The sequence below is a fragment of the Candidatus Avelusimicrobium luingense genome, assembly GCF_902757105.1.
In the GTDB taxonomy this organism is placed as follows: Bacteria; Elusimicrobiota; Elusimicrobia; order Elusimicrobiales; family Elusimicrobiaceae; genus Avelusimicrobium; species Avelusimicrobium luingense.
Genome location: NZ_CACVTK010000005.1, coordinates 81,044 through 106,611 on the forward strand (window position 1 = coordinate 81,044; position 25,568 = coordinate 106,611).

A 25,568-nucleotide genomic window follows, 5' to 3' on the forward strand; every position below is an offset into this window, starting at 1 on the left:
CGGTATCAGACGGAGAAATTTAGTAAAATATATCTATGATAGATATTCAAAATCTTTCCTTTCATTTCGGTTTGCGTACCTTGTTTGAAGATACCTCTGTGATGATTCAAGACGGCCAAAAGGTAGGGCTTGTCGGTCCGAACGGGTGTGGCAAAAGTACGCTTTTTAAACTTATAGAAGGAAAATTCTCGCCCGACGGGGGAAAAATAGAAATTTCACGCAGTACGCAAATTGTATCTGTCGCGCAGGAAATTGAAGATCCGTCAGTAGCCTTGCTTTCGTATGTGTTATCGGCCGATACAGAAATTACGCGTTTAGAAAAAGAATTGGAAAATCCCCAAATTTCCGGTGAACATATGGCGGAAGTTTTTGACCGGCTTGAGTTTTTGGGCGCACACAGTGCACAAGCCCGCGCCAGTGCTATTTTAAGCGGTCTTGGTTTTCTAAATACCGATTTTACACGCCCGCTTAAAGAATTTTCCGGCGGGTGGCAGGTACGTGCCAATTTGGCGGCTGCCTTGTATGCACCGTCCAACTGCCTTTTGCTAGACGAGCCGACTAACCACTTGGATTTGGAAACAGCCCTGTGGTTGGAAAATTATTTAACCCGTTTGGATAAAACCGTTTTTATCATCAGCCATGACCGTCATATTTTAAACCGCCTTTGCGATAAAATTATTCACGTGGAAGATACGCAATTAAAACTCTATAACGGCAATTACGATACGTATGAACGCACCCGCGCCGCCGCCATTGAAGGCGCCAAACTGGCCGCGGCCAAACACGAACGCGTGGTGGCGCATTTACAATCGTTTGTGGACCGTTTCCGCTACAAAGCCACCAAGGCTAAACAAGCACAAAGCCGTATCAAAATGATTGAAAAACTCGGCGCTGCACCGCAAATTCCCAAAGATCCGCAAAGTCATTTTGAATTTCCGTCACCCGAGCGTTTGCAAAATGCACTGGTAACGATAGAAGGCGGCGTGGCAGGATATAATGAAACGCCCGTTTTGGAAAATCTTAATTTGCGTATTGAGCCCGATGACCGTATCGCTTTACTGGGGGCTAACGGTAACGGGAAATCTACGCTGGCCAAAATTTTATCGCACCGATTGCTTTTAATGAGCGGGAAAATGACGATGGCTAAAAAAATGAAGATTGCCTATTTTTCCCAACATCAAACGGAAGAATTAGATGTGGAAAAAACCCCGTACGAGCAACTTTCTGCCGTTATGCCGTTGGCTACCGAAACCCAAATCCGTGCGCAACTGGGCGCGTTTGGGCTTAATAAAGACAAATCGGATACGCTTATCGGCAAATTATCCGGTGGTGAAAAATCACGCTTGTTACTGGCCCTTATTACCAAAGATGCGCCTCACTTGCTTATTTTGGACGAGCCGACCAACCATTTAGATTTACAATCGCGCCAAGCATTGTTGGAAGCCTTAAACGAATATACCGGTGCGGTGGTGCTGATTACGCACGATTTACACGTGATAGAACTGACATGCGATACGTTGTGGATTGTTCGCCGCGGCACGTGTGAGAATTTTATGGGCGATTTGGAAGATTATAAAGCGCAACTCTTAAAAAATAATAATCGTAACGATTTGGCAAGCGACAAGATGACTTCTAAAGAAATGGCCCGTAAACAAGCGGCTGAACGCCGTGCCAAACTCGCTCCGCTTAAAAAAGAAATTCGTGCGTTGGACGAAAAAATTGCCCAAATGACCGCGCGTAAACAACTTTTAGAAGAACAATTAGTATCGGCCTACTCGGCTGATAGCAGTATTGAACTGGCCCTTTTAACCTCTCAATTAAAAGATGCCGAAGAAGATTGGTTGCGCTTAAATGAAGAATGTGAGGCGGCCCAAAAATGACGAATCCTTCTGTATTTGTATTGCTCCCCGAATTTTTACAAACCGCGCTGAAACGGTTGTCTATTGTTACGCCCACGCCTGTTCAAGAAGGTGCTATAAAAGATGCGTTAAGCGGGCGGGATGAACTTGTTACGGCGCCGACGGGTACCGGTAAAACTCTTGCCTTTTTATTGCCGCTGGCGGCCCGCTTGCAAGAGCGCTCTAATGAAAATGCGCTGATTTTGTCGCCCACGCGTGAGTTGGCCCAACAGACGTTTGAACGGTGGCAAGAACTGTGCGCTGATGTTGCATTACCTGCCGCGTTAATTATCGGGGGGGATAATATCCATAAACAATTTGCCGATTTGCGCCGTCACCCGCGTATGATTATCGCTACGCCGGGGCGCGTAATAGACCATTTGCAACGTAAAAGTATTGATTTGCGCCAAACCCATACGCTGGTGTTGGACGAAACCGACCGTATGTTAGATATGGGTTTTATTGATGATATGCGCCGCATTGTTAGTGTGCTTCCGGCTCCGCGTCATACTTTATTATTTTCTGCCACTTTGCCTAACGAAGTAAAACAACTTGCCAAAGAATTTTTAAGTAACCCTGTTCGTGTGCAAATCGGTTCTGTGGTAAAGCCGGCGGAACTCGTGTTACAAGAAATTGTTCGGGTGGATATCCGCGAAAAATTGCCGCAGTTGCTGCACGAACTTAATACGCGGGCCGGGTCAATTTTAGTATTTGTACGCACACGCCACGGGGCGGAACGCTTGGCCAAACAACTTAAATTATACGGGCAAAAATGTAACGCTTTACACGGTGATTTGCGCCAAAACCGCCGTCGGCAAGTGCTGGAGTTTTTCAAAAACGGAACGGTACGCGTTTTAGTTGCTACCGATGTGGCTGCACGCGGCATTGATGTACCGCATATCGCCCATGTCATTAACTACGATTTACCGCAATCGCCCGAAGATTATATCCATCGTATCGGCCGCACCGGACGGATAAATACCGTGGGAAATTCTATTTCGTTTATCGCGGGAGATGAAGATAAATGGAAAGATATTTGCCGCGCGATGCAATTTGCTTCCCCGGTACGTACGGTACAAAAAACGATAGAGCCGTTACCTGCCCCTAAATTTATAGCGCAAGAAGAAGGCACGGCCCATGCCAAAAGCCGCCGTAAAAAAATCATACAAACCCCGTCTAAAGCCACTGCGAGGGCTAAAGAACTGTTAGCGTCGGGTGAGGTGTATTTGCCGCAAGGAGAAGAACTAAAACAGGCCCGCCAACAAGCCCCTTCCAAAAAACCGCAAACGTTTCAAAAGGCCACCCGTGCCGCGCAGGTATTAGAAGAAAAATCTGCTACTTCTTTTCGCGCACTCAAAGTAGGCGCCAGTAAAAAGACGTTGCGTAACCAACAGACTGCCAAACCCAAAAAACATCCGCAAAAACCGAGTCGTTTTTCCAAACGCAAACGTCATTAAAAAAGCCGCCCGGTAATAGGGCGGCTTTTTTAAGATTTCAAGTTGCTTAACGGTCAATAATCCATTCTTTGTCATCAAGTTTTCCCGTTCCCAAAGCGTCACATATCCAATCGTATTTTCCGCCGGGCTCAATAGTGCAAAATAAATCCCCTTTTGAATTTTTGCGGATAATATGTTCTCCTTTTTCTGTTTTGTATTCAAAGGAACGTGTATAATACATGTGAAAACAATAATTTCCGTTAATGCGGCAAGCCATAATTTGATCTTTTTGAAACACATATTTAAACCGACCGATTTCAAAGGCATCCGAATCTTCATCTGTGGCATCAAAAAAGGAAACATCTAATCCTCTTAATCGTTTGGGGGATTCGGAATTGGTGGCGCGAAAACGGCGGGCCGAATCAAAAATAGTACGCAAATTCACCATGGCTTCCATGGCTTCCGCGCGGGACACTGACCGACGGTATTGCGGCAAACCGATTGACGTTAAAATGCCGATAATCAGTACCACCGCCAATAATTCAACTAAGGTAAAACCTAATTTGTTTTTTTTCATAAAAAGACTCCTTTTTTACAGTATATCGGTTTTAACGGATTTTTTCAAATTTTTTATGCGGGGCTTGCAAGTTATTCAAAAAAGGGTATAATAAAAATATATCCTTTTAACACGGAGAATTTTATGTCTAAGAAACAATCTTTTTTTCAGGCCGGGTTTACTTTAACGGAACTTATGGCGGTAGTTATTATTTTAGGGATTTTATCAGCCATTGGGGCGGGATCCTATAAAAAAGCCGTAGAACGCAGCCGGTTTTCTGACGGGCTTATGGCGGCTACTGCGGTCATGGAATCGGTCAATCGGTATTATGCAGATAATCCGTTAACTACCGATGCCCAATATCCGACCATCAATAAAACTGATATAGATTTTCCAAACCAAACCAGTTGTGGCGATTACTGTATTAAAACTAAATTTTTTGAAACAACTATTTGCAATGGCGGTTTTACCGATGCCCAACGCAGAAAAGGAACGCAAGTAGGCGATTATGCTGTTCGGGCCTATTCCAGCGAGTTTGGTAGCAACCGGCATAAACGTGCCGAGTGTATTTATTACAATGACGGCGGCAAAGATTTATGCATTTCTGCCGGATATCCGAATTGCTCGGGAACAACCAGCTCCACGGTGTGTGCAACGAGCGTGGCTAAGTGTACCAAGTAAGATCTTTTTTCTTCAGCCCTTTGGTGTAAAACCAAAGGGCCTTTTTTTGTAAAATAAAGTTATGCGGATAATTCATACCGATTGTTTAGTGATAGGGGCCGGACTTGCCGGCTGTGTATATGCGCACGAAGCCGCCAAAAACGGCTTGCATACGCTTTTGTTATGTTGTGGTGAAATGAGCCAAGCCAATAGCGATTTGGCCCAAGGCGGCATTGTTTACGAGCCTCAATTAAAATTAGAAGATTTATTAGAAGATGTCCGCATGGCTACGGCAGGCCTTTGCAATGAACGCGCTGTACGGGAATTGTCCACAGCGGGATGTAAAGCCATAGAAGAAATTTTCTTACACGATTTGGATGTAAATTTTGACCGCGATGAAAAACATGCCTTGCGTTTTACACGCGAAGGCGCACACCGCAAAAACCGTATTATTTATTCTAAAGACACGACGGGGCACGCATTATTATCTGCCTTACAAACAGCCGTACGCAAAAATCCGCTTATTACGGTGCGCGAAAATGCCGCCGCTATTGATTTGCTTACCTTTTCGCATAGTTCCACGGATATTATGGATAGGTATGAACCGTTAACCGTTTTCGGCGCGTATGTGTTGGATAACCAAACCGGTGAAGTGTTTGCCGTTACCGCCAAAAAAACGATTTTAGCAACGGGGGGAGTCGGACAGATTTACCGTCATACCACCAATGCCGCACACTCGTACGGGCATGGAATTGCCATGGCGTATCGCGTCGGTGCGCGTGTAATGAATATGGAATATGTGCAATTCCACCCGACGGTATTTGCCAAAGGAAAAAGTTTTCTCTTATCCGAAGCGTTGCGTGGCGAAGGGGCTATTTTACGTAACGTAAAAGGCGAAGCGTTTATGGAAAAATACCACCCGCTTAAAGATTTAGCCCCGCGTGACATCGTAGCGCGTGCGATTGAACAAGAACGGCTTAATACGTCGCACGATTGTGTATATTTGGATATTTCCCACCGCCCGGCCAAGGAAACCAAAGAGCGTTTCCCGGCCATTTATCACAAATGTTTGGAAGAAGGTTTTGATTTAACCAAACAACCCGTTCCGGTTGTTCCGGCCGCGCACTATTTTTGCGGAGGCGTTTATGCTACGCCCGACGGACGGACAAACATCTGCCACTTAAATGCCATTGGCGAAACGGCGTGCACCGGCTATCATGGCGCGAATCGTTTGGCCAGCACTTCTTTGTTAGAGGCGGTAGCCATGGGATATTTGTGCGCCCATGCGGACGCTCAAGAAATTGCCGCTCACGAATTTCGTATCCCGACACCGAAAGATTGGGTCCTGCCCAACGAAAAGCCCGACCTTAATTTAATTAAGCAAGATTTATCTACTTTACGCAGTACCATGTGGAACTATGTGGGCTTGATGCGAAGTGCTACGCATTTAAGTCGTGCGGAAAAAATCTTGCGCCACTTACACAACGAAATTAACGCTTTTTATAAAGGCGCGGCCTTGTGCCAAGAGTTATTAGATTTGCGTAACGGTACACAGACAGGACTTTTGATTGCATACGCGGCGCTGCGTAATAAACGTTCTATTGGATGCCATTATTTAAGTAATTAAAAACAGGAGGCTTATTATGAAAAATTATATCCAAGCATGTTCAAACGGTTTTACCTTGATTGAATTATTGGTGGTAGTGCTTATTATCGGTATATTGGCAGCGGTGGCGTTGCCACAATATCAAAAAGTTGTGGAAAAAGCGCGTATGAGTGAAGCCGTCACTTTAACGCGGGCGATTGCTAATGCACATGAAGTGTATCACATGGCCAGCGGAGAGTATTTGAATGCCGATCAAATGGAATTACTGGCCATAGATATACCCGGTACATTGATTACTTCAGGGTGGCTTACCGGGCGTTGGCGTACCAAAGATTTTATTTATTCCCCGAACGGATGGGGATCTTCTATGTCAAATCCTGATGTCAATTTAGCGGTAGCCCAGCGGGTAACAAGTGAACAGCCGAACGGCGATTTGTATTATTTTTATGTTCGTCAAGACGATCCCGGACGTGTTCGTTGCAATGCTTATCCAACGGCTTCCAATTTGCAGAAAAAACTTTGTAACCAATTTAATTCGAACGGCGGAACATTCTAAAACGGTTTTACTTTTTAGAAGACTTCCCTTTGGAAAGTTCTTTTCTTGGGTGAATTTTCAAATAATCTTTTACCGCGTCCAATTCCGGTTTTAAGTATTTGCCTGTATAAGATTTAGCGCACTTGGCAACGTCGGCCGGCGTGCCTTCACATACAATTTGTCCGCCTTTGTCGCCGCCTTCCGGTCCGAGGTCAATCAGCCAATCGGCCGTTTTGATTACGTCCAAATTATGCTCAATAATTAGCACGGTATTTCCGCGGTCGGCTAAATCGTGTAAGACGTGTAAAAGTTTATCAATATCCGCAAAGTGGAGCCCGGTTGTCGGCTCGTCTAGAATATAGAGCGTGTTGCCCGTACCTTTGCGAGAAAGTTCATCGGCTAATTTTACGCGTTGCGCTTCACCGCCCGATAAAGTTGTGGCCGCTTGCCCCAGTTTAATGTAACCGAGTCCCACATCGTTGAGCGTTTGCAAATAGCGTTTGATTTTGGGGATAGCGTCAAAAAATTCCAGTGCTTGCGATACACTTAAATTTAACACATCGGCAATGCTTTTGCCTTTAAATTTTACTTGCAAGGTATCTTCGTTAAAACGCTGTCCGTTGCACTCTTCGCACTTTACATAAATGTCAGGCAAGAATTGCATTTGAATTTTCAAAATACCGTCACCCTGACATTTTTCACAACGTCCGCCTTTGACGTTAAACGAAAACCGCCCCGGCTTGTACCCGCGCCGTTTGGCTTCGGGCATTTGGGCAAATAAATCGCGGATGTGCGAAAATACACCTGTATATGTTGCCGGGTTGCTGCGAGGCGTTTTGCCAATAGGGCTTTGGTCCACGATGATTACCTTGTCAATGTTATCTAACCCTTTGATAATATCGTGATCGCCGGGGACATCTTTGGCTCCATAGAATTTGCGTGCAAGGGCCTTGTATAAAATTTGGTGCACAAGTGTACTTTTGCCCGAGCCGGACACACCGGTTACGCAGACGAATTTGCCGAGCGGAATTTTGACGTCAATGTCTTTTAAGTTAAATTGCCGCGCGCCGTGAATCGTTAAAAATTTACCGTTGCCTTTGCGTTGCTTTTCACGCGGCAAAATCAAGTTGCGTCCGTTTAAGTAAGAGGCGGTAAGCGAAGTGTTATTTTTCAAGAAATCTTTGGTAGGTTGTGCGGCTACAATTTGTCCGCCATTTTCTCCCGCGGCCGGGCCAAGTTCTACTACATAATCAGATGATAAAATGGTGTCTTTATCGTGTTCTACAATAATGAGCGTGTTGTCCAAGTCGCGCAAGTCTTTAAGCGTAGCAATTAAGCGGTCGTTATCGCGCGGGTGAAGGCCGATAGTCGGTTCGTCCAGTACATATAAAACACCCGTCAGCCCGGAGCCGATTTGCGTAGCCAAGTGGATACGTTGCGCTTCGCCGCCCGATAGTGTTTGGCTTTTGCGGTTAAGCGTTAAATAGGAAAGTCCCACACTGTTTAAGAAATCTAACCGCGCACGAATTTCTTTAAGCACGTCTTTGGCAATAATTTTGTCTTTTTCAGATAAGTGAATTTTGTCAAAAAACGCTTTGGCGGCCGATACCTGCATAGACGTAATTTCATCTATGTTTTTGCCGTCCACTTTTACCGCTAACGCTTCGGGTTTTAAGCGTTTGCCCTGACAGACCGGGCACTCAATCTCGCGCATGAAACGTTGGGTAACTTCTTCTTTCACAAAATCACTTTCCGACTCGGCTACGCGGCGTTTTAGGTTGGTAATTACGCCTTCAAACTCTTGCTCGCCACCGGAAATAATAGAGGTATAGGTGGCACTACCGGTACCGTATAATAATAAATCACGTTGTGCTTTGGGGAGTTTTTTCCACGGGGTGGTCATGGAAATATGTTGTTGGCGGCAAACCTGTTTTAAGATATCGTAATAGTAGCCGCTCCACGAACTTTTCCAACGGTGGGTACGTGTGGTAACGGGGTTATCCCAAGCCTCTATCGCCCCTTCGTTTAAGGTTAAATTCGGATTCGGTACCACCAGTTGTTCATCCACTTCAATTTTAACGCCAAGCCCATTACACTCCGGACACGCACCATACGGCGAGTTAAACGAAAACAGCCGCGGCTCTAATTCGCTAAACCCAATACCGCAATGCGCGCAGGCGTTACTTTCGCTATACGTAAAATCAACCGGATTTTTTCCGTCCGTTTCCAAAATATGCACCAACCCTTGCGCATATTTTAAGGCGGTTTCTAAACTTTCTACAAGCCGCTCACGGTCAAATTCGTCCACATAAAATTCATCTACCACCAGTTCAATGGTATGCTTTTTATAACGCTCTAACGTCGGTACTTGGTCTAATGTGATAATCGTTCCGTTCACGCGCGCTTTGACATATCCTTCTTTTTTGAATTTGGCAAATAATTCTTCGTAGGTTCCGGCACGCCCGCGTACGACGGGGGATAAAATGTAAAGTGTTTTATCCGCAAATTTTTTCAGAATATCTTGTGCAATACCTTGTACGCTCCATGTTTCCACCGGCCGCCCACAATGCGGACAGTAACGTTTCCCTACGCGCGCAAACAGTAAACGCAGATAATCGTAAATTTCCGTAACGGTAGAAACGGTAGATCGCGGATTTTTAGACGGGTTGCGTTGCTCAATGGAAATGGCGGGGGAAAGCCCCTCAATATGTTCCACATCGGGTTTTTCCATGAGTTCCAAAAATTGCCGCGCATAAGCAGACATGCTTTCTACGTAGCGGCGTTGGCCTTCGGCATAAATGGTATCAAAGGCGAGTGAACTTTTGCCCGAGCCGGACAACCCGGTTACGACGGTCATTTTGTCTTTGGGTATTTCTACCGTAATGTTTTTTAAGTTGTGGCCTTTGGCGCCGATGACTTTGATTGATTTCATGTTAAACCCTGTTAGAAAAAAATAACCGCAAAACACTTGCGGGGAAAGTTCTTTTTTACCTTAAATAAATTATATAATTTATTAAATACTTTTTTGGAGTTTTATACTGTGAAAAAATCACTTAGATATTCCTTGTATGCGTTGGGGATACTTTTATCCTTAGGTGTGTTGGCAATAATGATTTATCAAGCCAAGGATAGTTTTGTAAAAATTTGGCAAAACGTACAGATTAAATATTTATTCCTGTCGGTTATTTCTTCCGTGCTTATTTACGTGGCGATGGGAATGAGTTTGTATGAAGTATTGCGTATTATGGGCCGCCGTATCGGCAAGGGAGCGGCTATCGGCATTGCGCTTGTTTCTACGACGGTTAACTATGCGGTTTCTTCGCTGGGAGCCAGCGGGTTTGCCTTGCGTGCCCATTTGCTCAACCGCCGCCGTGTGCCGTTCGGTACGTGTGTGACTGCCAGTATTGTTATTACGGTTTTATTGTATTTTGTGCTTGCATTGATTATCTTGTTAGGATCGGTTTTAATGTTATTTCACGCTTCAACGACGGCCGTACAACTGCTTAAAAATTTTGTTTTGATTGTGGTGATGTGTGCGGTGTGTGTAGCCGTTACGGCGTTTTTATTTAATAACGAATGGCGTTATAAATCTATCCGCAAAATTTTCCGCTTGCTTAATAAAGTATTATTTCACGTCTTTGGAGCACTTATTCCCAAAGGCCGCTACGATGATTTTATGGATCAGTTGGACGAAGGAATTGCTCTAATTCATAAGAAAAAGAAAAAAATGACGTGGACGATTGTATATGTGGGAGCAGATTGGTTATTTACGATTTTAGTCTTGTTCTTTGCTTTTCGTGCCGTTGGGGTGCATATTGCCGCGGGAGTGTTGGTTGCCGGGTTTGCTATCGGTATGGTAACTACACTTATCCCGATTTTGCCCGGCGGATTAGGGGCTATGGAATTGGCTATGACGGCTGTATATGCCCAAATGGGTATTGATTGGGATGCCGCTTTGATGGCTACGTTGATTTACCGCGTGGTATATTATGTTTTACCCGGTATGGTAAGTATCTTTATTTACTGGGGGTTGCAACTTTCCGCGGCACCCGTAAAGAAACGCAAAGGAGTTTCGTATGAAAGAACGCATTAACGAACAAATCCCGCATATGCCAACGTCCTGTTTTGTTCATAAAAGTGCGGTAATTATCGGCGAGGTGACGCTGGGAGAAAATGTTTCCGTTTGGCCTTGTGCGGTATTGCGCGGTGATATTGCCTCTATTACGGTGGGGGATAATTCCAATATTCAAGAAAATGCCTGTGTACACGTTAATTACGACGCTCCGGCCGTGATTGGCAAGGGCGTAAGTGTGGGGCATGGAGCCGTGGTACACGGTAGTAAAATCGGCGATAATTGTTTAATCGGCATGAACGCCGTAGTGATGGAAAGCGAAATCGGGCCGAATTGTATTATCGGTGCGGGAGCCGTTGTGCCGGCGGGGAAAAATATTCCCGCAGGCTCGCTCGTGATGGGTGTTCCGGCTAAAATTGTACGCCAATTAGATGAAGACGAAGTCAATGCCATTATGAAAAACGCGCGCGATTACACGCAATCTATTGAATTATACCGCAAAAATTGCAAAGAGATTTAATATGAAAAAAATAGTTATGATTGAAGATTCCAAAGTGTTGGGAACGGCTCTGTCCGGGGCGCTTAAAATAGAAGGTATAGAAGTCTTTTGGGCGCACAACGGCGTGGAAGGCGTAACGCTGGCCAAACAGGAAAAGCCCGATTTGATTTTGTTAGATTTGATGCTTCCCAAATTAAGCGGATTTGACGTGTGCAAATTGTTAAAGACCGATAACGACACTTGGCGCATTCCGGTTATTGTGATGTCCACTTTGTCCGACCCGGAATCGCAAGACCGCGCCAAAGAAGCCGGGGCTGATTTTTTTATTCCCAAACCCTACGATTTGGCAGACACCTTAAAAGAAATTAAAAAACATCTTAACTAGGAGAAAATAATGGCGAAATTTGACGTAGAAGAAATTTACGAACTTTTAGAGGTAAATGAGCCGCAAAAAGCCTTGGCGTTGCTAAAAAAAGTACGCACGAAAGACGCGCAAGTGTGGTTTTTACAAGGCGAAGCCGAACGGCAATCAGGTCATTTTGAAACAGCCCTTTTGACGTATGCCAAAGGCCTTAAAATCGCAGATGTGGCCGAAGTGCGTATGGATATTTTGCTGGCGATGTCGGCTTGTTACCGTACGCTCGGGCACGCGGCTGCCGCGTATGAATTGGCCGATGAAACGCTCCAAATGGCCAATGAGTTGGAGTATGATGATTATTCCGTACGCGCTATGCAAGAAATGGGCATGGCGTTGCGTGCATGGGGGAAATTAGACGAAGCGTTAGAATTGTTAGACACCGTTTTAGCCGCCTACACGCAAGCCAAAGATTATGCGGGTATGAGTTTTATTCACTGGGCCAAAGGCGGTATTTTCCGTCTGCAAGGACATTTTGAAGAAGGTATTTTACAATTCAAAAAATCTATTGCGCTAGCCAAAAAAATTCACGATAAAATTAACGAAGCCTACGGCTATTGCGGTCTGGCCGGTATCAGCCGTATTTGCGGAAAAATTGACGAGTGTGTTAAAAATTATAAACTTGCTGATAAGATTTTCAAACATACACAAGATGTGTTCGGCAAGGCCTACACCCATTGCGGTATGGCCAACGGCCTTCGCCAACAAGGCAATTATGCCGAAGCATTGCGCCATTATAATGTGGCCGATAAACTCTATTCGTCCATTAACGATACGGTTGATTTGGGGTTTGTTAAATGGGGCCGCGCCGACGTGTTAAAGCGCAAAAACAAAATGCAGGCCGCACTAAAAGATTTACAAGAAGCGCAAGTTTTATTTGATAATTCCGACGAACTTCGCGGACAAATTTTAACAAAACTTTCGCTGGCCCAAGTATTATATGCACTGGGCGAAACGGACAAGGCCGAAGAATTATACAACGCCGGTGTTGCACAGGCGAAAAAAGAAGGGTTACACACCTATTTGGAAAGTTATACCTGATTGTATCTTTTACAGATAAAAAAGCGGCCCAAATGATAGGCCGCTTTTTTTATGTTATTTGACTTTTCCAAATAATCTCAAATTGTGTTTAGCAAAGAACAGGTGGAGCATGTATATGGCTAGCAGTGTGGAAACCAAATCGGCCACCACCGGTGCATAGAAAACACCGTCTAACGCAAAGAACAACGGCAATATCAGCACAAGCGGAATAACAAGTAACACTTGTCGCGATAAACTTAAAAAGGCCGCTTTTACCGGCTGATTGATGGCTTGGAAAAAACTGGTTGCCATAATTTGCAGGGGGAGAATCGGCAGTAAAATGTTCAAAATGCGTATGGTGCGTGACGCCATCGTTACAAGGGCCGTATCGCTACTGTTAAAGATAGCGGCAATCGGTACCGCAAAAATCTCAATGACAATAAACCCGACGGTCGTTACACACATGCCCCACCGTAATGCCATTTTAAGCGTTTGAATAGCGGTTTTGTATTTACGGGCCCCGTAATTGTATCCGATAAGCGGTTGTGCCCCTTGCGAAATTCCCAAAAGCGGCATCAATACCAATGTATTAACACTAATTGCAATACCGACGGCAGATACGGCCAAATTCCCGCCGTATTTTAGCAAAGCATGGTTTAAGATAAAATTTAACACGCTGGATGCTAGTTGAAAGGCAAATTGTGAAAATCCGATCGCCAAACATCCCAGCACAATACGCTTTTTTACTTTGCAATACACAAGCCGCAACCGGTACATGGTATTGCCGCGCAGGAAAAAGTACATCACCCACATAAAAGAGATGAGTTGTCCTAATACGGTGGCGGCAGCCGCCCCGCGGATACTCCAGTGGAAAGTAAAAATAAATAGCGGGCCGAAAATTAAGTTGATACCCGCACCTATTAACTGGGTAGCCATGGCCGTTTTCGGACGGCCCGACGAGCGGATAAAGTGGTTCATCCCCGCGCCGATACCAAAAAGTAAATAGCCGGGAAGTACCACCTCGGCATAAGCACGGGCCAACGGTAATACTTCGCTATCGGCCCCCAGCAACGATAAAATCGGGTCTAAAAAAGCATAACTTAAAATAGTCAGTACACATGAAACGGAAGTCAGTAAAATAAATCCGTTGCCCAAAATGCGCCGGGCTTCTTCGGTTTGGTGTTCGCCTAATCGTATGGAAAATAAAGCATTACTGCCTACGCCGATAAGCGCGCTAAACCCCATATAAACAAGCCCTAGCGGGAAAAGTAATGTGATACCGGCTAATCCGGCCGCGCCTACATCTTGTCCTACGTAAATGCGGGAAATAATGTTGTAAAGTGCGTTTGCAAACATACCCGCTACCGCCGGCGCGGAAAAACGTACCAGTAGCGACGATAAACTTTTATCCTTAAATGGGTTTTTGGCTGTTTGTATCATAGAAGTTACTTCTATATTTTATCAAATAAAAGGTTTCCTTTTATATACTGCTTAATATGGTAAAATAGAAAAAAATAGGTAAGGAGATTTTTTATGCGAAAATTTTTTTCAATTTGTTTTGCTTTAGCCGCATTTTCCGTATCGTTGTCCGCAACGCCGTTACGTGTGCTTTCTGCTGCCCCCAAAGGCGATGTGTATGATGCCGGGCGGCAAGCGGTATCGGTTACATTTAACCAACCTGTTGTGGCGTTAGCCGAACAAAGTCAGTTTGATTCAGCCGAATGTGCCTTAAAAATTACGCCCGCCGTTGCCGGTAAATGCCGCTATGCGGGTACGCAAACGCTTGTGTTTGAACCGACGGAAGATTGGCCGAAAGCCACCTCTTTTTCTGTGCGTGTTCCGGCTAAATTTACTTCTCAAGTTTCCGGGGAAAAGTTAGCCGCCGATTATACATTTTCATTTGCCACTTCCCGTCCGCAAGTACGTCAAATTTATCCGCGAAAAGATGAACATTGGTTAACGACAACTCCTACCTTATTTATTGGTTTTAATTTACCTGTTTCCGTTAATACTGCCGGAAAACAAATCGTCTTGCTGGATGAAAATGCACAACGAATTTCACTTTCCGCGCGCGAAGCCACTGAGGAAGAAAAAGAAAAGAATTTTTCCTATTTACAAGATGACGGCTCTGTATTGGCTTTTACACCGACTCGTCCCTTAGAAAAAGGCGTGAAATATACGATAATCGTTCCGGAGAGTTTGAAATCTACCGTCGGGCCGCTTCCTATGGGGAAAGATTATACTTCTACTTTTGTTACGGCGCCTAATTTGCAAGTGCTGGGGGTGGAAAACAAAGGATGTTTACCTTACATGCCGCAAGTGCGTTTTTCGTCTCCGGTGCGTTTGCGTGAGTTGATGGCTTCTGTTAAAGTATCACCCGCGTCGGCTCTTAAACCGCTTAACGAAACAGAACAAGAGGCGTTAGGACGGGAAGTTGTATTGGCACCGGTTGACAAATGGTCTAAGTACGACAAAAAATACTATGCAGATTTATATACCTTAACTCCCAACGAACAAAAACAAGGGACGGCTTTTTTTGCTACCGGTTTACCCTTTTTAAGTTTAGCCGCCAAACAACCTATTACCGTTACGTTGGATAAAAATTTAACCGATATTTATGGCAACCGTTTAGGCAAAGATTATACCTTTACAATTACCAATGACGGTTATTGCCCGGCGGTTGAGTTTTCGGGTGGGTATGGTGTGTTGGAAAGTTATTTGCCTGCGCGCTTGCCGATTGAACTTATCAATACTCCGCTGTTGGAAATTCAAGCCGCCCGCTTTAATAAAGAAAATTATATTCCGTTTTTATTTTCTAAAACAGATAAATATTGCGCCGAAAAACCGCTTGCATCCACTACATATAATGGGAAATATGCATTTAATACACCCAAAGAAAAAAGCGTTAAAACCTATATTGATTTATCCCATTTTTCGCCAAATGCGCAAGATAGTTTGATTTTTAGCCAAGTTAAATTGACCCGCAATAATGAGCCGTGTTGGGTTTCTTCCACCACCAACTTGACCGATGTAGGCATTGCGTTCAAAACCTCTCCGGAAAATATTTTGCTGTGGGCTACCTCGTTGGAAACGGGCGAGCCGCTTGCTAATTTGGCCGTAGAATTGCGTGATAAAACCAATACGGTACTTTGGTCGGGTTCTACCGATATGAACGGGCTCGCACGGGCGCCGGGTTGGACGCAATTGGATATGCAAAAACCCGATTGGGGTGCCCCGCAATTATATGCGTTTGTGTCTAGTGCGGGGGGAGACGGATTTGTCAGCAGTGAACTTAATAACGGGTTAGAACCGTGGCGTTTTAATTTGAATTATACCTACAATCCGCAGCGTGAAGCGTGGCACAGTGTCTTATTTACCGACCGAGGCATTTACCGGCCGGGCGAAACGGTTTATCTCAAAGGGATTGTACGTCATTGGCAGCATAGCGGTTGGAAAGTGCCGGCCGGTTTAAGCGGAAATGTTGTTATTTCCGATGCTTCAGGGAACGAAGTTGAAAATAAAACGGTTACTGTGGATAATCAATTCGGTACGTTTGCGTTATCGTTTGCGTTGCCTAAAACGGCCAATAACGGTAATTGGGAAGTTTCTTTCAAACCGGAAATTAAAGGAGAAAAAGACCCTTCTTCCACGTGGTACTCTTTTCAAGTAGAATCTGTAAAACCGGCTGAATTTAAGGTAACGTTGCAAGCCGATAAATCTACCTATTTTTCCGGTGATAAAATTCAATTTTCAACGGCGGCAAATTATCAGTTCGGCTCGCCGTTAGCCAAAGCACCCGCACACTTTACTTTGCGTCGTGAAATGGCGTGGTTTGAACCGAAAGATTTTGACAATTACAATTTTATACCGTATTTCTTACGTGAAGGAGAATATAAAGAGAACGGTAAATTGCTTGCCAGTGCAACGCAAACGACCGATGATAAAGGGTTTGCTTCTTTCCCGGCTACCTTACCGCAAGTAAATTTCCCGGTACGTGTGTTTGCCGAGGTAGGGGTACAATCTCCGGCTAAGCAAGATTTGTTTGCACGTAATTCAGTGCTTGTGCATCCGGCATCCTTTTATATAGGTGTCAAAACACCCGATACATACGCCAAGGCACTTTCTCCCGTAACGGTAGAGGTGGTTGCGGTAACGCCCGAAGGTAAACGTATCCCGGCACCGCGCGTAACCGCGCAAATTCGCCGGGTAGAGTGGCATAGCGTACGCAAGGTGGGGTTGTCGGGGCGGTTAGAGTGGGTCAATAGTAAAGAAGAAATAGAACTGCCCAGCCAGACTTTTGATATTGCGCAAGAAAACGGAAAATTCTCGTTTGTGCCGTCTGAAAGCGGGCAACATTATATTACATTTACCACTCGTGATGAACAAGGCCGCACCGTTACGGGCGGTTTTGAAGTGATGGTATATGGTAAAGATGGCCCGTCGTGGGCGCAAGAAGATGATGAAGTCTTACCGCTTAAGCAAGATAAAAATACGTATCAACCCGGCGAAACCGCACGCATTCACGTAGCCTCTCCGTATGAAACGGCCCAAGCCCTTGTTACGGTAGAACGTGAAGGAATTTTGGAATCGTGGACGACTACGGTTAAAGGTGGGGCTGACTATATAGAAGTGCCGATAAAAGCCAATTATTTGCCCAATGTGTATGTCAGCGTGACATTAGTCAAGGGGCGCACGGGTGCTCCGGTCAATGAAAAAGGCGTGGATTTGGGCAAACCGCAAGGCAAAATGGGCTATGTCAATCTCAAGGTTGCGCCGCAATCTAAACAACTGGAAGTAGAAGTAAAAACAAACAAGCAAGAATATCGCCCCGGGGATGAAGTTACCGTTCAATTAACCACAAAATCCAACCATAAAGGTATCCCTGCCCAAGTAACGTTGTTCGCCGTAGATGAAGGCGTGCTTGCGTTGACCGATTATAAAACGCCTGATTTGTTTGAACAATTTTACGGGCCGCGTGCGATATCCGTCTTTACGGCCGATAACCGTTCGTATGTTATCGGGCAGCGTAACTTCGGCGAAAAAGGGGAAAACCGCGGCGGTGGCGGATCTGCATACGCTAAATTAGGCGGGGTAGATTTGCGCAGTAATTTCTCGTTTGTGCCTTTTTATAATGCACAAGTGCTAACCGATAAAAAAGGTCGCGCTGAAGTGAAATTCAAACTGCCGGATAATTTAACAAAATTCCGTATTATGGCTATTGCGGTGCGGGAAGAAGAATTTGGTGCTTCACAAACTCAAATCAATGTATCCAAACCGTTGATGATTACGGCTAATGTACCGCGTTTTGTGCGGGAAAACGATGTGTTTTCGTGTAATGCGGTGGTGTATAATTATGCCGATAAAAAAGGGGAACTGACGGTGCAAGCCGCGGCAAAAGGCGGAGTGCAACTTACGCAAACGGCCCCGCAAAAAGTGATAGTGCCTATCGGCCAAGCCCAAGAAGTTTCGTGGCCTTGTCAGGCAAAATCCTTGGGTACCGCTCAGGTAGTTTTTAGCGTAAAAGGTAAAAAAGAAACCGACGGCGTAAGTTCACAAGTCAACGTATCCGCCGTTGAAAAACCGCAAACGCTTGCGTTGTATAATCATACGGCTACCGCTCAAGATGAATTGGTCGTCCGTCCCGCTCACACGGCTGATACCGCGCAAAACCAAGTAACGGTTTCGCTGGCTTCTACGGCATTACTCAATATCAAAGACGCGTTGACGTATTTGATGACGTATCCGTATGAATGTTTAGAGCAACAGATGTCTAAAATACGTCCGGTAATTATGAGCGAGACGTTGATTAAAGATTTCAAACTCGGTGATGTTAGCCAACTTAAAAAACGTGCGCAGGAAATCTTAACGCAATTAGATATGTACCAGTATTTTTCCGGCGGACTTGGGTATTGGCCCAACAGTTGGCCGGATCCCTATGTTACAGCGTATGCGTTAGAGACGGCCTATTTGGCAAAACAAAAAGGTTTTACCGTACCGCAACAATCGGTTAACAAAGCGTTAGAATGGTTAGAAAAAGCCTTCACGAAAAATCAAACGGTAGCATTTACCTATGCGTCGCAAGAAATCCAAACTACGCGTGCATATAGTGCCTATGTGTTAGCCTTATATGGCAAACAAGCAACGGCCTTATTTAACGGCTTATATGCTCAACGCGCTACGCTGCCCATTATGGCCAATGCGTATTTATTAAAAGCAGCACATGCGTTAAAGCAACCGGCTTCCGTACAAGAAAATATTGCACAAACTTTGCGTAATCATATTGTACATACGCCGCAATTTGCGTATTTTACCGTTAATTCGCCGATGGGATGGTTGCATCAAAGTGATGTGTCTGTAACGGCGTTGGCCTTAGATGCGTTACTTTCCAGCAATATCCCGTTTGAACAAGCCTCGCAAACTGCAGCGTGGTTGTTATCTCAACGCAATGCACAAGGCCATTGGAACAGCACAAGTGAAAACGCAGCTGTTTTGGCGGCTCTTCAAACGTATGAACAGAAAGTAGAAAACCAAACGCCCGACTTTACGACTCGCGTTTTACTAAACGGTGAAGAAAAAATGAATGCGTCCTTTAAGGGGCGCCAACTCAACGAGCAAACAAAGAAATTCCCGTTTGCTACCGTTTATACGGGGGGGAATGAAGCCCGGTTTAATTTCTCCAAAGCGGGAACCGGAACACTGTTCTATACGCTCTCGCAAACGTATGTGCCGGCAGCGTATGATGCCCCGTTACAAGCCGGGTTAGAAATTTCCCGCCAAATTACAACGTTAGACGGCACCCCGGTTACACAACTTAAAGCGGGTGAGCGTTATTATGTGACGCTTTCCGTACGGAGTGCGGCGGCGCGTCATTTTGTCGTGGCGGAAGATTTTATTCCGGCAGGGGTGGAAATTGTTAATACATCCTTGGCAACGGAAACTTCCGGCGATCCAACTAAGGATATGGAAAACAACTTTGGTCGCTTGGCCCATTACGACGATCATATCGCTGCGTTTGCTTCGTATTTGCCGGCCGGAACACATGAATTTACGTATATGATAAGTGCTGTTACCGACGGTACATTTGCGTATCCCAGCGCGTGGGCCAGTTTGATGTACGACCCGGCTTTGTTCGGTCGGACGGCTACTTCTACGCTCATCATTAAAAAATGATAAAGAAATACGTTGCGTTTCTACTTATTTTTCTTCCCTGTCTGTTGCTAGGCGGGGAAGAAAAATTTTTGACGCCTTCAATTCTTGTTACCGATAAAAGCGGTGCCCCGATGCGCGGTTTTTTATCAAGTAATCAAACCTATTATTATCCGGTATTACTGAGTGAAATGTCCCCTTGGTTAATTGCCTCGGTGGTAGCTGCGGAAGATAAACGCTTTTTTTATCACTCCGGTGTGGACGTGCAAGCCATTTTGCGCGCAGGCGTTCAAAATGTGTCGTCGGGAAAGACGGTATCCGGGGCGTCCACCATTACCCAACAACTTGTGCGCGCCATAGAGCCGCGGCCCAAAACGTGGCGCGGCAAAATCAGCGAAGCCTATCAGGCCGGACAATGGGAAAAAACTCATACAAAAGAAGAAATTTTAGAAGATTATTTTAATCGCATTGAGTTTGGAAATTTAACGCAAGGTGTACAAGCCGCTTCCCAATTTTATTTTGGCGTAGATGCGGCTGATTTGTCTCTGGCGCAAGCGGCTTTTTTGGTGGGGCTGATTAAATCGCCTACGCGCTATAATCCGCTGACGCATTTTGCACGTGCGAAAAAACGGCAAGAATATGTGCTTTCTCGTCTAAAAAATGAAGAAATGATTGAGGAAGAAATGTATCAAATGGCATTAGCCGAACCCATTATATTGCAAGCCCAAACGCGCTTGTTTGATGCGCCGCATTTTATGCAATTTGTGCGTCCGTTACTGCCGGAAAACGTACCGCAAGTACGCACTACCTTGGATAAAGAATTACAACTGTATGCGGAAAAATTAGTCAAAACATATATTTCAAAATTGTCGGAAGAAAACATTACAAATGCCGCCATTGTTATCGTGGAAAATGTAACAGGTGCGGTGCTTACATATATAGGGTCGGCTGATTTTCATCATGCGAGAAATCAAGGACAAGTAGATGGAGTGCGTGCGTTACGCCAGCCGGGATCTGCTTTAAAACCGTTTGTATATGGGTTGGCATTTGAGAAAAAACAACTCTCGCCAGGTACACTGATTGCAGATGAAGATACTTTTTTTGATGACGGTTTCCGTCCGCGTAACTATGATGAAAAATTCCATGGGCTCGTTTCGGCGCGTAGCGCATTGGCCTGTTCTTATAATGTGCCGGCGGTAAAAGTGGCGGAAAAAATAGGAGCACCTGCCTTATTAAATTTATTACACGATGTCGGCTTTAGCGAATTAAACCGCACGGCTGATTTTTATGGGTTGGGGCTTTCACTCGGTAACGGCGAGGTGCAATTATTGCACTTAACTAATGCGTATGCCACTTTGGCCCGTGGGGGAAATTTCAAACCGCTTACGGTGGCGTGGGAACCTCTTGTTTTATTAGAAGGCAAACCGCACCGTGTTTTGAGCGAACAAACGTCGTATTTGGTTAGTCATATTTTAGCGGATAATCAGGCGCGTGCGGCCGCGTTTGGGTTAAATTCTGCCTTGGTGGTGCCGTTTGAAATGGCGGCTAAAACAGGAACATCTAAAGATTATAAAGATAATTTTGCACTTGGTTATACGCCGCGTTGGACAATCGGGGTTTGGGTGGGAAATTTTGATGCGTCCCCAATGCGTCGTGTGTCCGGCGTGACGGGTGCGGGGCCGCTGCTACATGATTTGGCCGTTTATATGCAGCAAAAATATCCGTCTGATCCGTTTCATATGCCGGACGGTATTACGCAAGTACAGGTTTGTACGCAAACAGGACTTTTGGCGGGACCGTCTTGCAAGCATACGCAAGAAGAAGTCTTTTTAGCAGATAATTTGCCCGCCGTTTGTGACGGAAAACACCAAACTAATAAGAACGTACGTATTGTTTCTCCGTTAGATGGAGATATTTACCAGTACGATACGGCGTTACCCAACTCTTTGCAAAAAATAAATTTTGTGGCGGTGTGTGCCGAAACAAAATGCGCATGGAAATTAGACGGTAAAAAATGGCCGCAAACATCTTGTTCCTTTTGGTATCCGCTTGAAAAAGGCAAACACAATGCCGAAGTTTTTTGCGGGGGGAAAACCGATACGGTACATTTTGAAGTATTAAAATAATTTTCGCGCGGAAATATTTATTTATCACTAAAAAACACCCCGCTATGTGCGGGGTGTTTTGCATCTAAATTATTTTTACAAACAATTAGAAGCGACCGTTGACGATGACCATCACCGGGAACCAACCGTTCTTAGCAATGTTTACTAAACCGACTTGTAAACCTTTGCTGATGTGGCGGGCATTGTTGACAAAACCGAGTTGCACACCGTGCAAATCTTCTACTTGGTTGTAGAAACCAAGTTGCGCACCGATTAGTTTACCGTGGGCAAAGTTGACAATACCAAATTGGGCACCACCAAAATGATTATCGTTGATGTCTACGATAGCACCTTGAATTCCGTAGAATTCGTTGGAGCGGGCATAGATCCACGCATCGTTGATACCAAAACCTTCATTTACTTTAGCAACACCTAATGCTGTGTTAATACCGCGAAGTTCACCAACTTTACCAATGAGTAAATCCCATTGGAAACCATAAACAGAATCCGTGTTGGAACCAATACCCACATCAATACCTCTTACAGTTTGGGTGTTATTGGGAATAGCCACGGCTATATCGTTCCACAAGGACAATTTCAAAATGCCCTTATCACCGGCAAATACCGGAGCGGCAGCAAACAATACGGCTAACAATACTGCTACTTTCTTCATGTTGTTTCTTTCTCCTTACTTAATGATTTGTCGCAACGGATATTCCGCGCGGCATGAAATTATTGTAGCACTTTTTGCGTTGCAAGTTTACTAAAAAAAATTGCTACAATACTTTTATGAAAATACAATCTGTTTTATTGTTACTGATTTTGTGCGCCATGCCATTGTTGGCAGGCGATGTTTTGCTACTCGGCCCGACAAATTTGCGCATGAGTGAAACGGGAGAGTTCTCGGCGGTAGATAATACGCCTAAACCGGAACCGTTTGATATCATGTGGGCCTACCGATTATATCCTGCCGATAAAAAATTAACAGGTCGTGGAGTAACGGTGGCAGTGGCCGATAGCGGAATTTCTTCACATGTGGAATTTAACGGCAAAAATATTCAAGGTCAAGATTTTACCCTTTCTACCTCTATCGCCGATTTGAAAAACCACGGTACGGGCGTGGCCGGGATTATCGGCGCGCAAGGACATCGTTTTACGGGAATTGCGCCGGAAGCCCAATTGATTGTTTATAAAATTGACGACGGTAGCCGTTTAATCGGCCCTCAAGCCGCCACCGCCGCTATTAATACTTTATTAGATTATAATGCTAAAAACCCCGATAACAAAATTGCGGTTCTTAATTTAAGTTACGGTGTGTCCGGTGGGGGAAATGTGCCTCTTACTCTTGCTATTAACCGAGCGTATGATTCCGGCGTGTTAGTGGTTTGTCCGTCCGGAAACTTTGGCCTTCCCGGGGTACATTATCCGGCCAATTTACCTACTACTGTTGCCGTCGGTGCGTTGGCGGCTGATGCTAAACATGCGTATGCCAATTCGTCCTACGGTCAGGGATTAGATTTTATTGCACCCGGGGACCGGGTTTATACAACTGATGCGGAAGGTGTTTATACCCTAATGAGCGGTACTTCTGCCGCGGCGGGATTTGTCAGTGCTGCGGCCGCTTTGGCTGTACAAGGGCTTAAACAAAAACTTGGCCGCTATCCTACCACAGAAGAAATCAAACAAAGTCTTATTGCCGCTTCCGTAAGTATTCCGGGTATGCCACGCGAACAACAAGGTTACGGCTTTATTGATGTGAAACGATTGGAAGAACAATTCAAGTAATTTATTCTTCGCCTTGTAATTTGCTAAAATATCTATATGGACGAAAAATCGTTTTATCAAGAGTATGATGTTCCGCAAGATTTGCAATTCAAAACCGCCGATATTTTACGCGGCGGAGGATTGCAATGTGCTTGTGTATTAGGTGAAAAAGCGTTAGAAGGATTGTTTGAAAAACCTAACCGCTTGACGAAAGCCAAAGTAGAATTGTCATTCTCGGTAGCCAACAAAGATATTTTGGTGCAAGGTAAATTACAAGGCGAGCGCGAAATTGAGTGCGCGCGTTGTTTGAAATTAACCAAACAAACCTTTAATGAAGAATTTTTTGAAACTTATAGCACGAAAGCCGAAATAATTGATATAATGTATTTGGTGCGGCAAACCTTGGCGTTAAGCGAAGAAATACGTTTTCTTTGCAAGCCGGATTGCAAGGGCTTGTGTCCCCAGTGTGGGCACGACTTAAACGAAGGCCCTTGTTCTTGCAAGCCGGAAATTATGTCGCCGTTTGCTGCGTTGAAAGGAAAATTTAAATAATTCAATTCGTAGAATCGTTCTACGGAAATAGGAGTAAATGAAATGCCGAATCCAAAGAAAAAACACACTCGTTCCCGCCGGGATATGAGAAGATCGCACAACTCGGGAGTGGAACTTCCGCAACTCGTGGAATGCCCGAACTGCAAATCTATGCGCTTGCCGCACAATGTCTGCCCGTCTTGCGGGTTTTATAAAGACCGCGTGGTAGCCGCGCCGAAAGCAAAAAAAGAAGAACCTGCTGAAACCAAATAAACTTTTGTATGAAAATAGCCTTGGACGCTTTGGGCGGCGATTTTGGTGCAAAGCCTAATATATTAGGTGCGTTGAAAGCCATTAAAAAAGATTCCAAATTGGAAGTTATTTTAGTGGGCAACGAAACTGTTTTGCGTCAAGAATTGCACGCGCTTGGGTATGATAAATTGCCGGCGCGCTTGTCTATTGTCCATGCTCCCAATACCATTGATATGGGGGCTGAACCTGCCAAAGAATGCCGTAATAAAAAAGATGCCAGCATTGTCGTATGCGCTGATTTAGTGCATAAACATACCGCTGATGCGTTTGTGTCGGCCGGACATTCCGGTGCGGCCATGGTAGCGGCACTTTTTGGTATGGGACGTATTAAAGGAGTCCAGCGTCCGGCTATTGCTACGCCGATGCCTACTTATAAAGGTGTCAGTTTATTATTAGACGGCGGAGCAAATGCCGATTGTAAGCCCATTCACCTCTTGCAATTTGCGGTAATGGGTTCTACCTATATGCAAAAGGTGTTTGATATTCCGGCCCCGTCTGTAGGGGTATTGTCTATCGGCGAAGAAGAAACAAAAGGCAATATGCTTGTTAAACATACCGTGCCGCATATGCGTGAAATCGGCGTGAATTTCCGCGGGACGGTAGAAGGACGCGACGTAAACACCGGGGATACCGATGTAATCGTTTGCGACGGATTTGTAGGAAACATTGTTTTGAAATTGGCCGAAGGGTTAGCCAAAACAATGATTCAAATGATTAAACGCGAAGTTAAAAAACGTCCGCTTGCCTTAATCGGTGCGATTTTATCAATGGGAGCTTTTAAGGCCGTTAGAAATCATACGAACCCCGATTGTTACGGCGGAGCGCCATTGGTGGGGGTTAATGGGGTGGCCATTATTGCCCACGGGAAATCTAACCAAACGGCTATTTTTAATGCGATAAAAACAGCCGCCCGTTTGGTGGAAAAAGACTTTGTCGGTGATGTAGCGTCTAAAATGGCGGCACTTAAACCGACGTTTGACAGCATTGAACAGGAAATGCACGGGGAAAATTAA

Annotated in this window: 19 protein-coding genes; 15 read left to right on the forward strand and 4 right to left on the reverse strand. The window is 45.0% G+C overall.

Features of this window, described 5'->3' with window-relative positions; genetic code table 11:
• Positions 1 to 35: 35 nt before the first annotated feature.
• Positions 36 to 1,880 (forward strand): ATP-binding cassette domain-containing protein, encoded by a 1,845-nt coding sequence (locus ACQY3H_RS05515; RefSeq protein ID WP_428075576.1) that lies wholly within the window; start codon positions 36 to 38, stop codon positions 1,878 to 1,880.
• Positions 1,877 to 3,355 carry a DEAD/DEAH box helicase gene (locus ACQY3H_RS05520; RefSeq protein ID WP_428075577.1) on the forward strand — a complete coding sequence of 493 codons (1,479 nt, stop codon included), beginning with the start codon at positions 1,877 to 1,879 and terminating at the stop codon, positions 3,353 to 3,355. The genes ACQY3H_RS05515 and ACQY3H_RS05520 overlap by 4 nt, the downstream gene beginning before the upstream one ends.
• 46 nt (positions 3,356 to 3,401) lie before the next feature.
• On the opposite strand, the gene ACQY3H_RS05525 is transcribed toward ACQY3H_RS05520, so the two are convergent.
• Positions 3,402 to 3,911, reverse strand: a complete 510-nt coding sequence (locus tag ACQY3H_RS05525; RefSeq protein ID WP_428075578.1) for a type IV pilin protein — start codon at positions 3,909 to 3,911, stop codon at positions 3,402 to 3,404.
• Between the two features lie 123 nt (positions 3,912 to 4,034).
• Here ACQY3H_RS05525 and ACQY3H_RS05530 point away from each other — a divergent pair, with 123 nt between their 5' ends.
• From ACQY3H_RS05530 to ACQY3H_RS05540, 3 genes are all read left to right on the forward strand, one after another.
• Positions 4,035 to 4,571 (forward strand): type IV pilin protein, encoded by a 537-nt coding sequence (locus ACQY3H_RS05530; RefSeq protein WP_428075579.1) that lies wholly within the window; start codon positions 4,035 to 4,037, stop codon positions 4,569 to 4,571.
• A 61-nt stretch (positions 4,572 to 4,632) separates the two neighbouring features.
• Positions 4,633 to 6,177 carry an L-aspartate oxidase gene (locus ACQY3H_RS05535; RefSeq protein ID WP_428075580.1) on the forward strand — a complete coding sequence of 515 codons (1,545 nt, stop codon included), beginning with the start codon at positions 4,633 to 4,635 and terminating at the stop codon, positions 6,175 to 6,177.
• Positions 6,178 to 6,193: 16 nt separating this feature from the next.
• Complete coding sequence (locus ACQY3H_RS05540) at positions 6,194 to 6,712, forward strand: type IV pilin protein (RefSeq protein WP_428075581.1); 519 nt, start codon at positions 6,194 to 6,196, stop codon at positions 6,710 to 6,712.
• 7 nt (positions 6,713 to 6,719) lie between these two features.
• On the opposite strand, the gene uvrA is transcribed toward ACQY3H_RS05540, so the two are convergent.
• Positions 6,720 to 9,623, reverse strand: a complete 2,904-nt coding sequence (gene uvrA, locus ACQY3H_RS05545) for an excinuclease ABC subunit UvrA (RefSeq protein WP_428075582.1) — start codon at positions 9,621 to 9,623, stop codon at positions 6,720 to 6,722.
• Positions 9,624 to 9,731: 108 nt separating this feature from the next.
• Here uvrA and ACQY3H_RS05550 point away from each other — a divergent pair, with 108 nt between their 5' ends.
• Genes ACQY3H_RS05550 through ACQY3H_RS05565 form a run of 4 tightly spaced genes read left to right on the forward strand, consistent with a single transcriptional unit; the run spans position 9,732 to position 12,718 of the window.
• Complete coding sequence (locus tag ACQY3H_RS05550; RefSeq protein WP_428075583.1) at positions 9,732 to 10,784, forward strand: lysylphosphatidylglycerol synthase transmembrane domain-containing protein; 1,053 nt, start codon at positions 9,732 to 9,734, stop codon at positions 10,782 to 10,784.
• Positions 10,768 to 11,283, forward strand: a complete 516-nt coding sequence (locus ACQY3H_RS05555) for a gamma carbonic anhydrase family protein (protein WP_428075584.1) — start codon at positions 10,768 to 10,770, stop codon at positions 11,281 to 11,283. Before ACQY3H_RS05550 ends, ACQY3H_RS05555 begins: the two co-directional genes overlap by 17 nt.
• Before the next feature lies 1 nt (position 11,284).
• Positions 11,285 to 11,647, forward strand: a complete 363-nt coding sequence (locus tag ACQY3H_RS05560; protein WP_428075585.1) for a response regulator transcription factor — start codon at positions 11,285 to 11,287, stop codon at positions 11,645 to 11,647.
• 9 nt (positions 11,648 to 11,656) lie between these two features.
• Entirely contained in the window at positions 11,657 to 12,718 is a 1,062-nt protein-coding gene (locus ACQY3H_RS05565; protein WP_428075586.1) for a tetratricopeptide repeat protein, read from the forward strand.
• Between the two features lie 54 nt (positions 12,719 to 12,772).
• Here the strand turns inward: ACQY3H_RS05565 and ACQY3H_RS05570 are convergent, their stop codons facing one another.
• Complete coding sequence (locus ACQY3H_RS05570) at positions 12,773 to 14,137, reverse strand: MATE family efflux transporter (protein ID WP_428075587.1); 1,365 nt, start codon at positions 14,135 to 14,137, stop codon at positions 12,773 to 12,775.
• A gap of 93 nt (positions 14,138 to 14,230) precedes the next feature.
• On the opposite strand from ACQY3H_RS05570, the gene ACQY3H_RS05575 reads away from it, so the two are divergent.
• Entirely contained in the window at positions 14,231 to 19,867 is a 5,637-nt protein-coding gene (locus ACQY3H_RS05575) for an MG2 domain-containing protein (RefSeq protein WP_428075588.1), read from the forward strand.
• A 68-nt stretch (positions 19,868 to 19,935) separates the two neighbouring features.
• Positions 19,936 to 21,969 carry a penicillin-binding protein 1C gene (gene pbpC / locus ACQY3H_RS05580; RefSeq protein ID WP_428075589.1) on the forward strand — a complete coding sequence of 678 codons (2,034 nt, stop codon included), beginning with the start codon at positions 19,936 to 19,938 and terminating at the stop codon, positions 21,967 to 21,969.
• Positions 21,970 to 22,054: 85 nt separating this feature from the next.
• Here the strand turns inward: pbpC and ACQY3H_RS05585 are convergent, their stop codons facing one another.
• Positions 22,055 to 22,621 carry an LA_2272 family surface repeat-containing protein gene (locus tag ACQY3H_RS05585; protein WP_428075590.1) on the reverse strand — a complete coding sequence of 189 codons (567 nt, stop codon included), beginning with the start codon at positions 22,619 to 22,621 and terminating at the stop codon, positions 22,055 to 22,057.
• Between the two features lie 116 nt (positions 22,622 to 22,737).
• On the opposite strand from ACQY3H_RS05585, the gene ACQY3H_RS05590 reads away from it, so the two are divergent.
• The 4 genes from ACQY3H_RS05590 to plsX are packed head-to-tail and all read left to right on the forward strand — an operon-like array spanning position 22,738 to position 25,568.
• Complete coding sequence (locus ACQY3H_RS05590; RefSeq protein WP_428075591.1) at positions 22,738 to 23,733, forward strand: S8 family peptidase; 996 nt, start codon at positions 22,738 to 22,740, stop codon at positions 23,731 to 23,733.
• A gap of 36 nt (positions 23,734 to 23,769) precedes the next feature.
• Positions 23,770 to 24,264: a YceD family protein gene (locus ACQY3H_RS05595; protein WP_428075592.1), complete on the forward strand. Its 495-nt coding sequence runs from the start codon at positions 23,770 to 23,772 to the stop codon at positions 24,262 to 24,264.
• A gap of 42 nt (positions 24,265 to 24,306) precedes the next feature.
• Positions 24,307 to 24,516, forward strand: coding sequence for a 50S ribosomal protein L32 (gene rpmF / locus ACQY3H_RS05600; protein WP_428075593.1), 210 nt, complete (start codon positions 24,307 to 24,309; stop codon positions 24,514 to 24,516).
• Positions 24,517 to 24,524: 8 nt separating this feature from the next.
• A complete protein-coding gene (gene plsX / locus ACQY3H_RS05605; RefSeq protein WP_428075594.1) occupies positions 24,525 to 25,568 on the forward strand; it encodes a phosphate acyltransferase PlsX in 1,044 nt (347 codons plus the stop codon).

Bases quoted from the DNA above. Each gene is read 5' to 3' on its own strand.
- ACQY3H_RS05525 (WP_428075578.1), bottom strand. From the start codon at position 3,911: ATGAAAAAAAACAAATTAGGTTTTACCTTAGTTGAATTATTGGCGGTG.
- ACQY3H_RS05565 (WP_428075586.1), top strand. From the start codon at position 11,657: ATGGCGAAATTTGACGTAGAAGAAATTTACGAACTTTTAGAGGTAAAT.
- ACQY3H_RS05530 (WP_428075579.1), top strand. From the start codon at position 4,035: ATGTCTAAGAAACAATCTTTTTTTCAGGCCGGGTTTACTTTAACGGAA.
- ACQY3H_RS05575 (WP_428075588.1), top strand. From the start codon at position 14,231: ATGCGAAAATTTTTTTCAATTTGTTTTGCTTTAGCCGCATTTTCCGTA.
- rpmF (WP_428075593.1), top strand. From the start codon at position 24,307: ATGCCGAATCCAAAGAAAAAACACACTCGTTCCCGCCGGGATATGAGA.
- ACQY3H_RS05560 (WP_428075585.1), top strand. From the start codon at position 11,285: ATGAAAAAAATAGTTATGATTGAAGATTCCAAAGTGTTGGGAACGGCT.
- uvrA (WP_428075582.1), bottom strand. From the start codon at position 9,623: ATGAAATCAATCAAAGTCATCGGCGCCAAAGGCCACAACTTAAAAAAC.
- ACQY3H_RS05595 (WP_428075592.1), top strand. From the start codon at position 23,770: ATGGACGAAAAATCGTTTTATCAAGAGTATGATGTTCCGCAAGATTTG.
- ACQY3H_RS05535 (WP_428075580.1), top strand. From the start codon at position 4,633: ATGCGGATAATTCATACCGATTGTTTAGTGATAGGGGCCGGACTTGCC.
- ACQY3H_RS05590 (WP_428075591.1), top strand. From the start codon at position 22,738: ATGAAAATACAATCTGTTTTATTGTTACTGATTTTGTGCGCCATGCCA.
- ACQY3H_RS05515 (WP_428075576.1), top strand. From the start codon at position 36: ATGATAGATATTCAAAATCTTTCCTTTCATTTCGGTTTGCGTACCTTG.
- ACQY3H_RS05555 (WP_428075584.1), top strand. From the start codon at position 10,768: ATGAAAGAACGCATTAACGAACAAATCCCGCATATGCCAACGTCCTGT.
- ACQY3H_RS05585 (WP_428075590.1), bottom strand. From the start codon at position 22,621: ATGAAGAAAGTAGCAGTATTGTTAGCCGTATTGTTTGCTGCCGCTCCG.
- ACQY3H_RS05520 (WP_428075577.1), top strand. From the start codon at position 1,877: ATGACGAATCCTTCTGTATTTGTATTGCTCCCCGAATTTTTACAAACC.
- ACQY3H_RS05570 (WP_428075587.1), bottom strand. From the start codon at position 14,137: ATGATACAAACAGCCAAAAACCCATTTAAGGATAAAAGTTTATCGTCG.
- ACQY3H_RS05540 (WP_428075581.1), top strand. From the start codon at position 6,194: ATGAAAAATTATATCCAAGCATGTTCAAACGGTTTTACCTTGATTGAA.
- plsX (WP_428075594.1), top strand. From the start codon at position 24,525: ATGAAAATAGCCTTGGACGCTTTGGGCGGCGATTTTGGTGCAAAGCCT.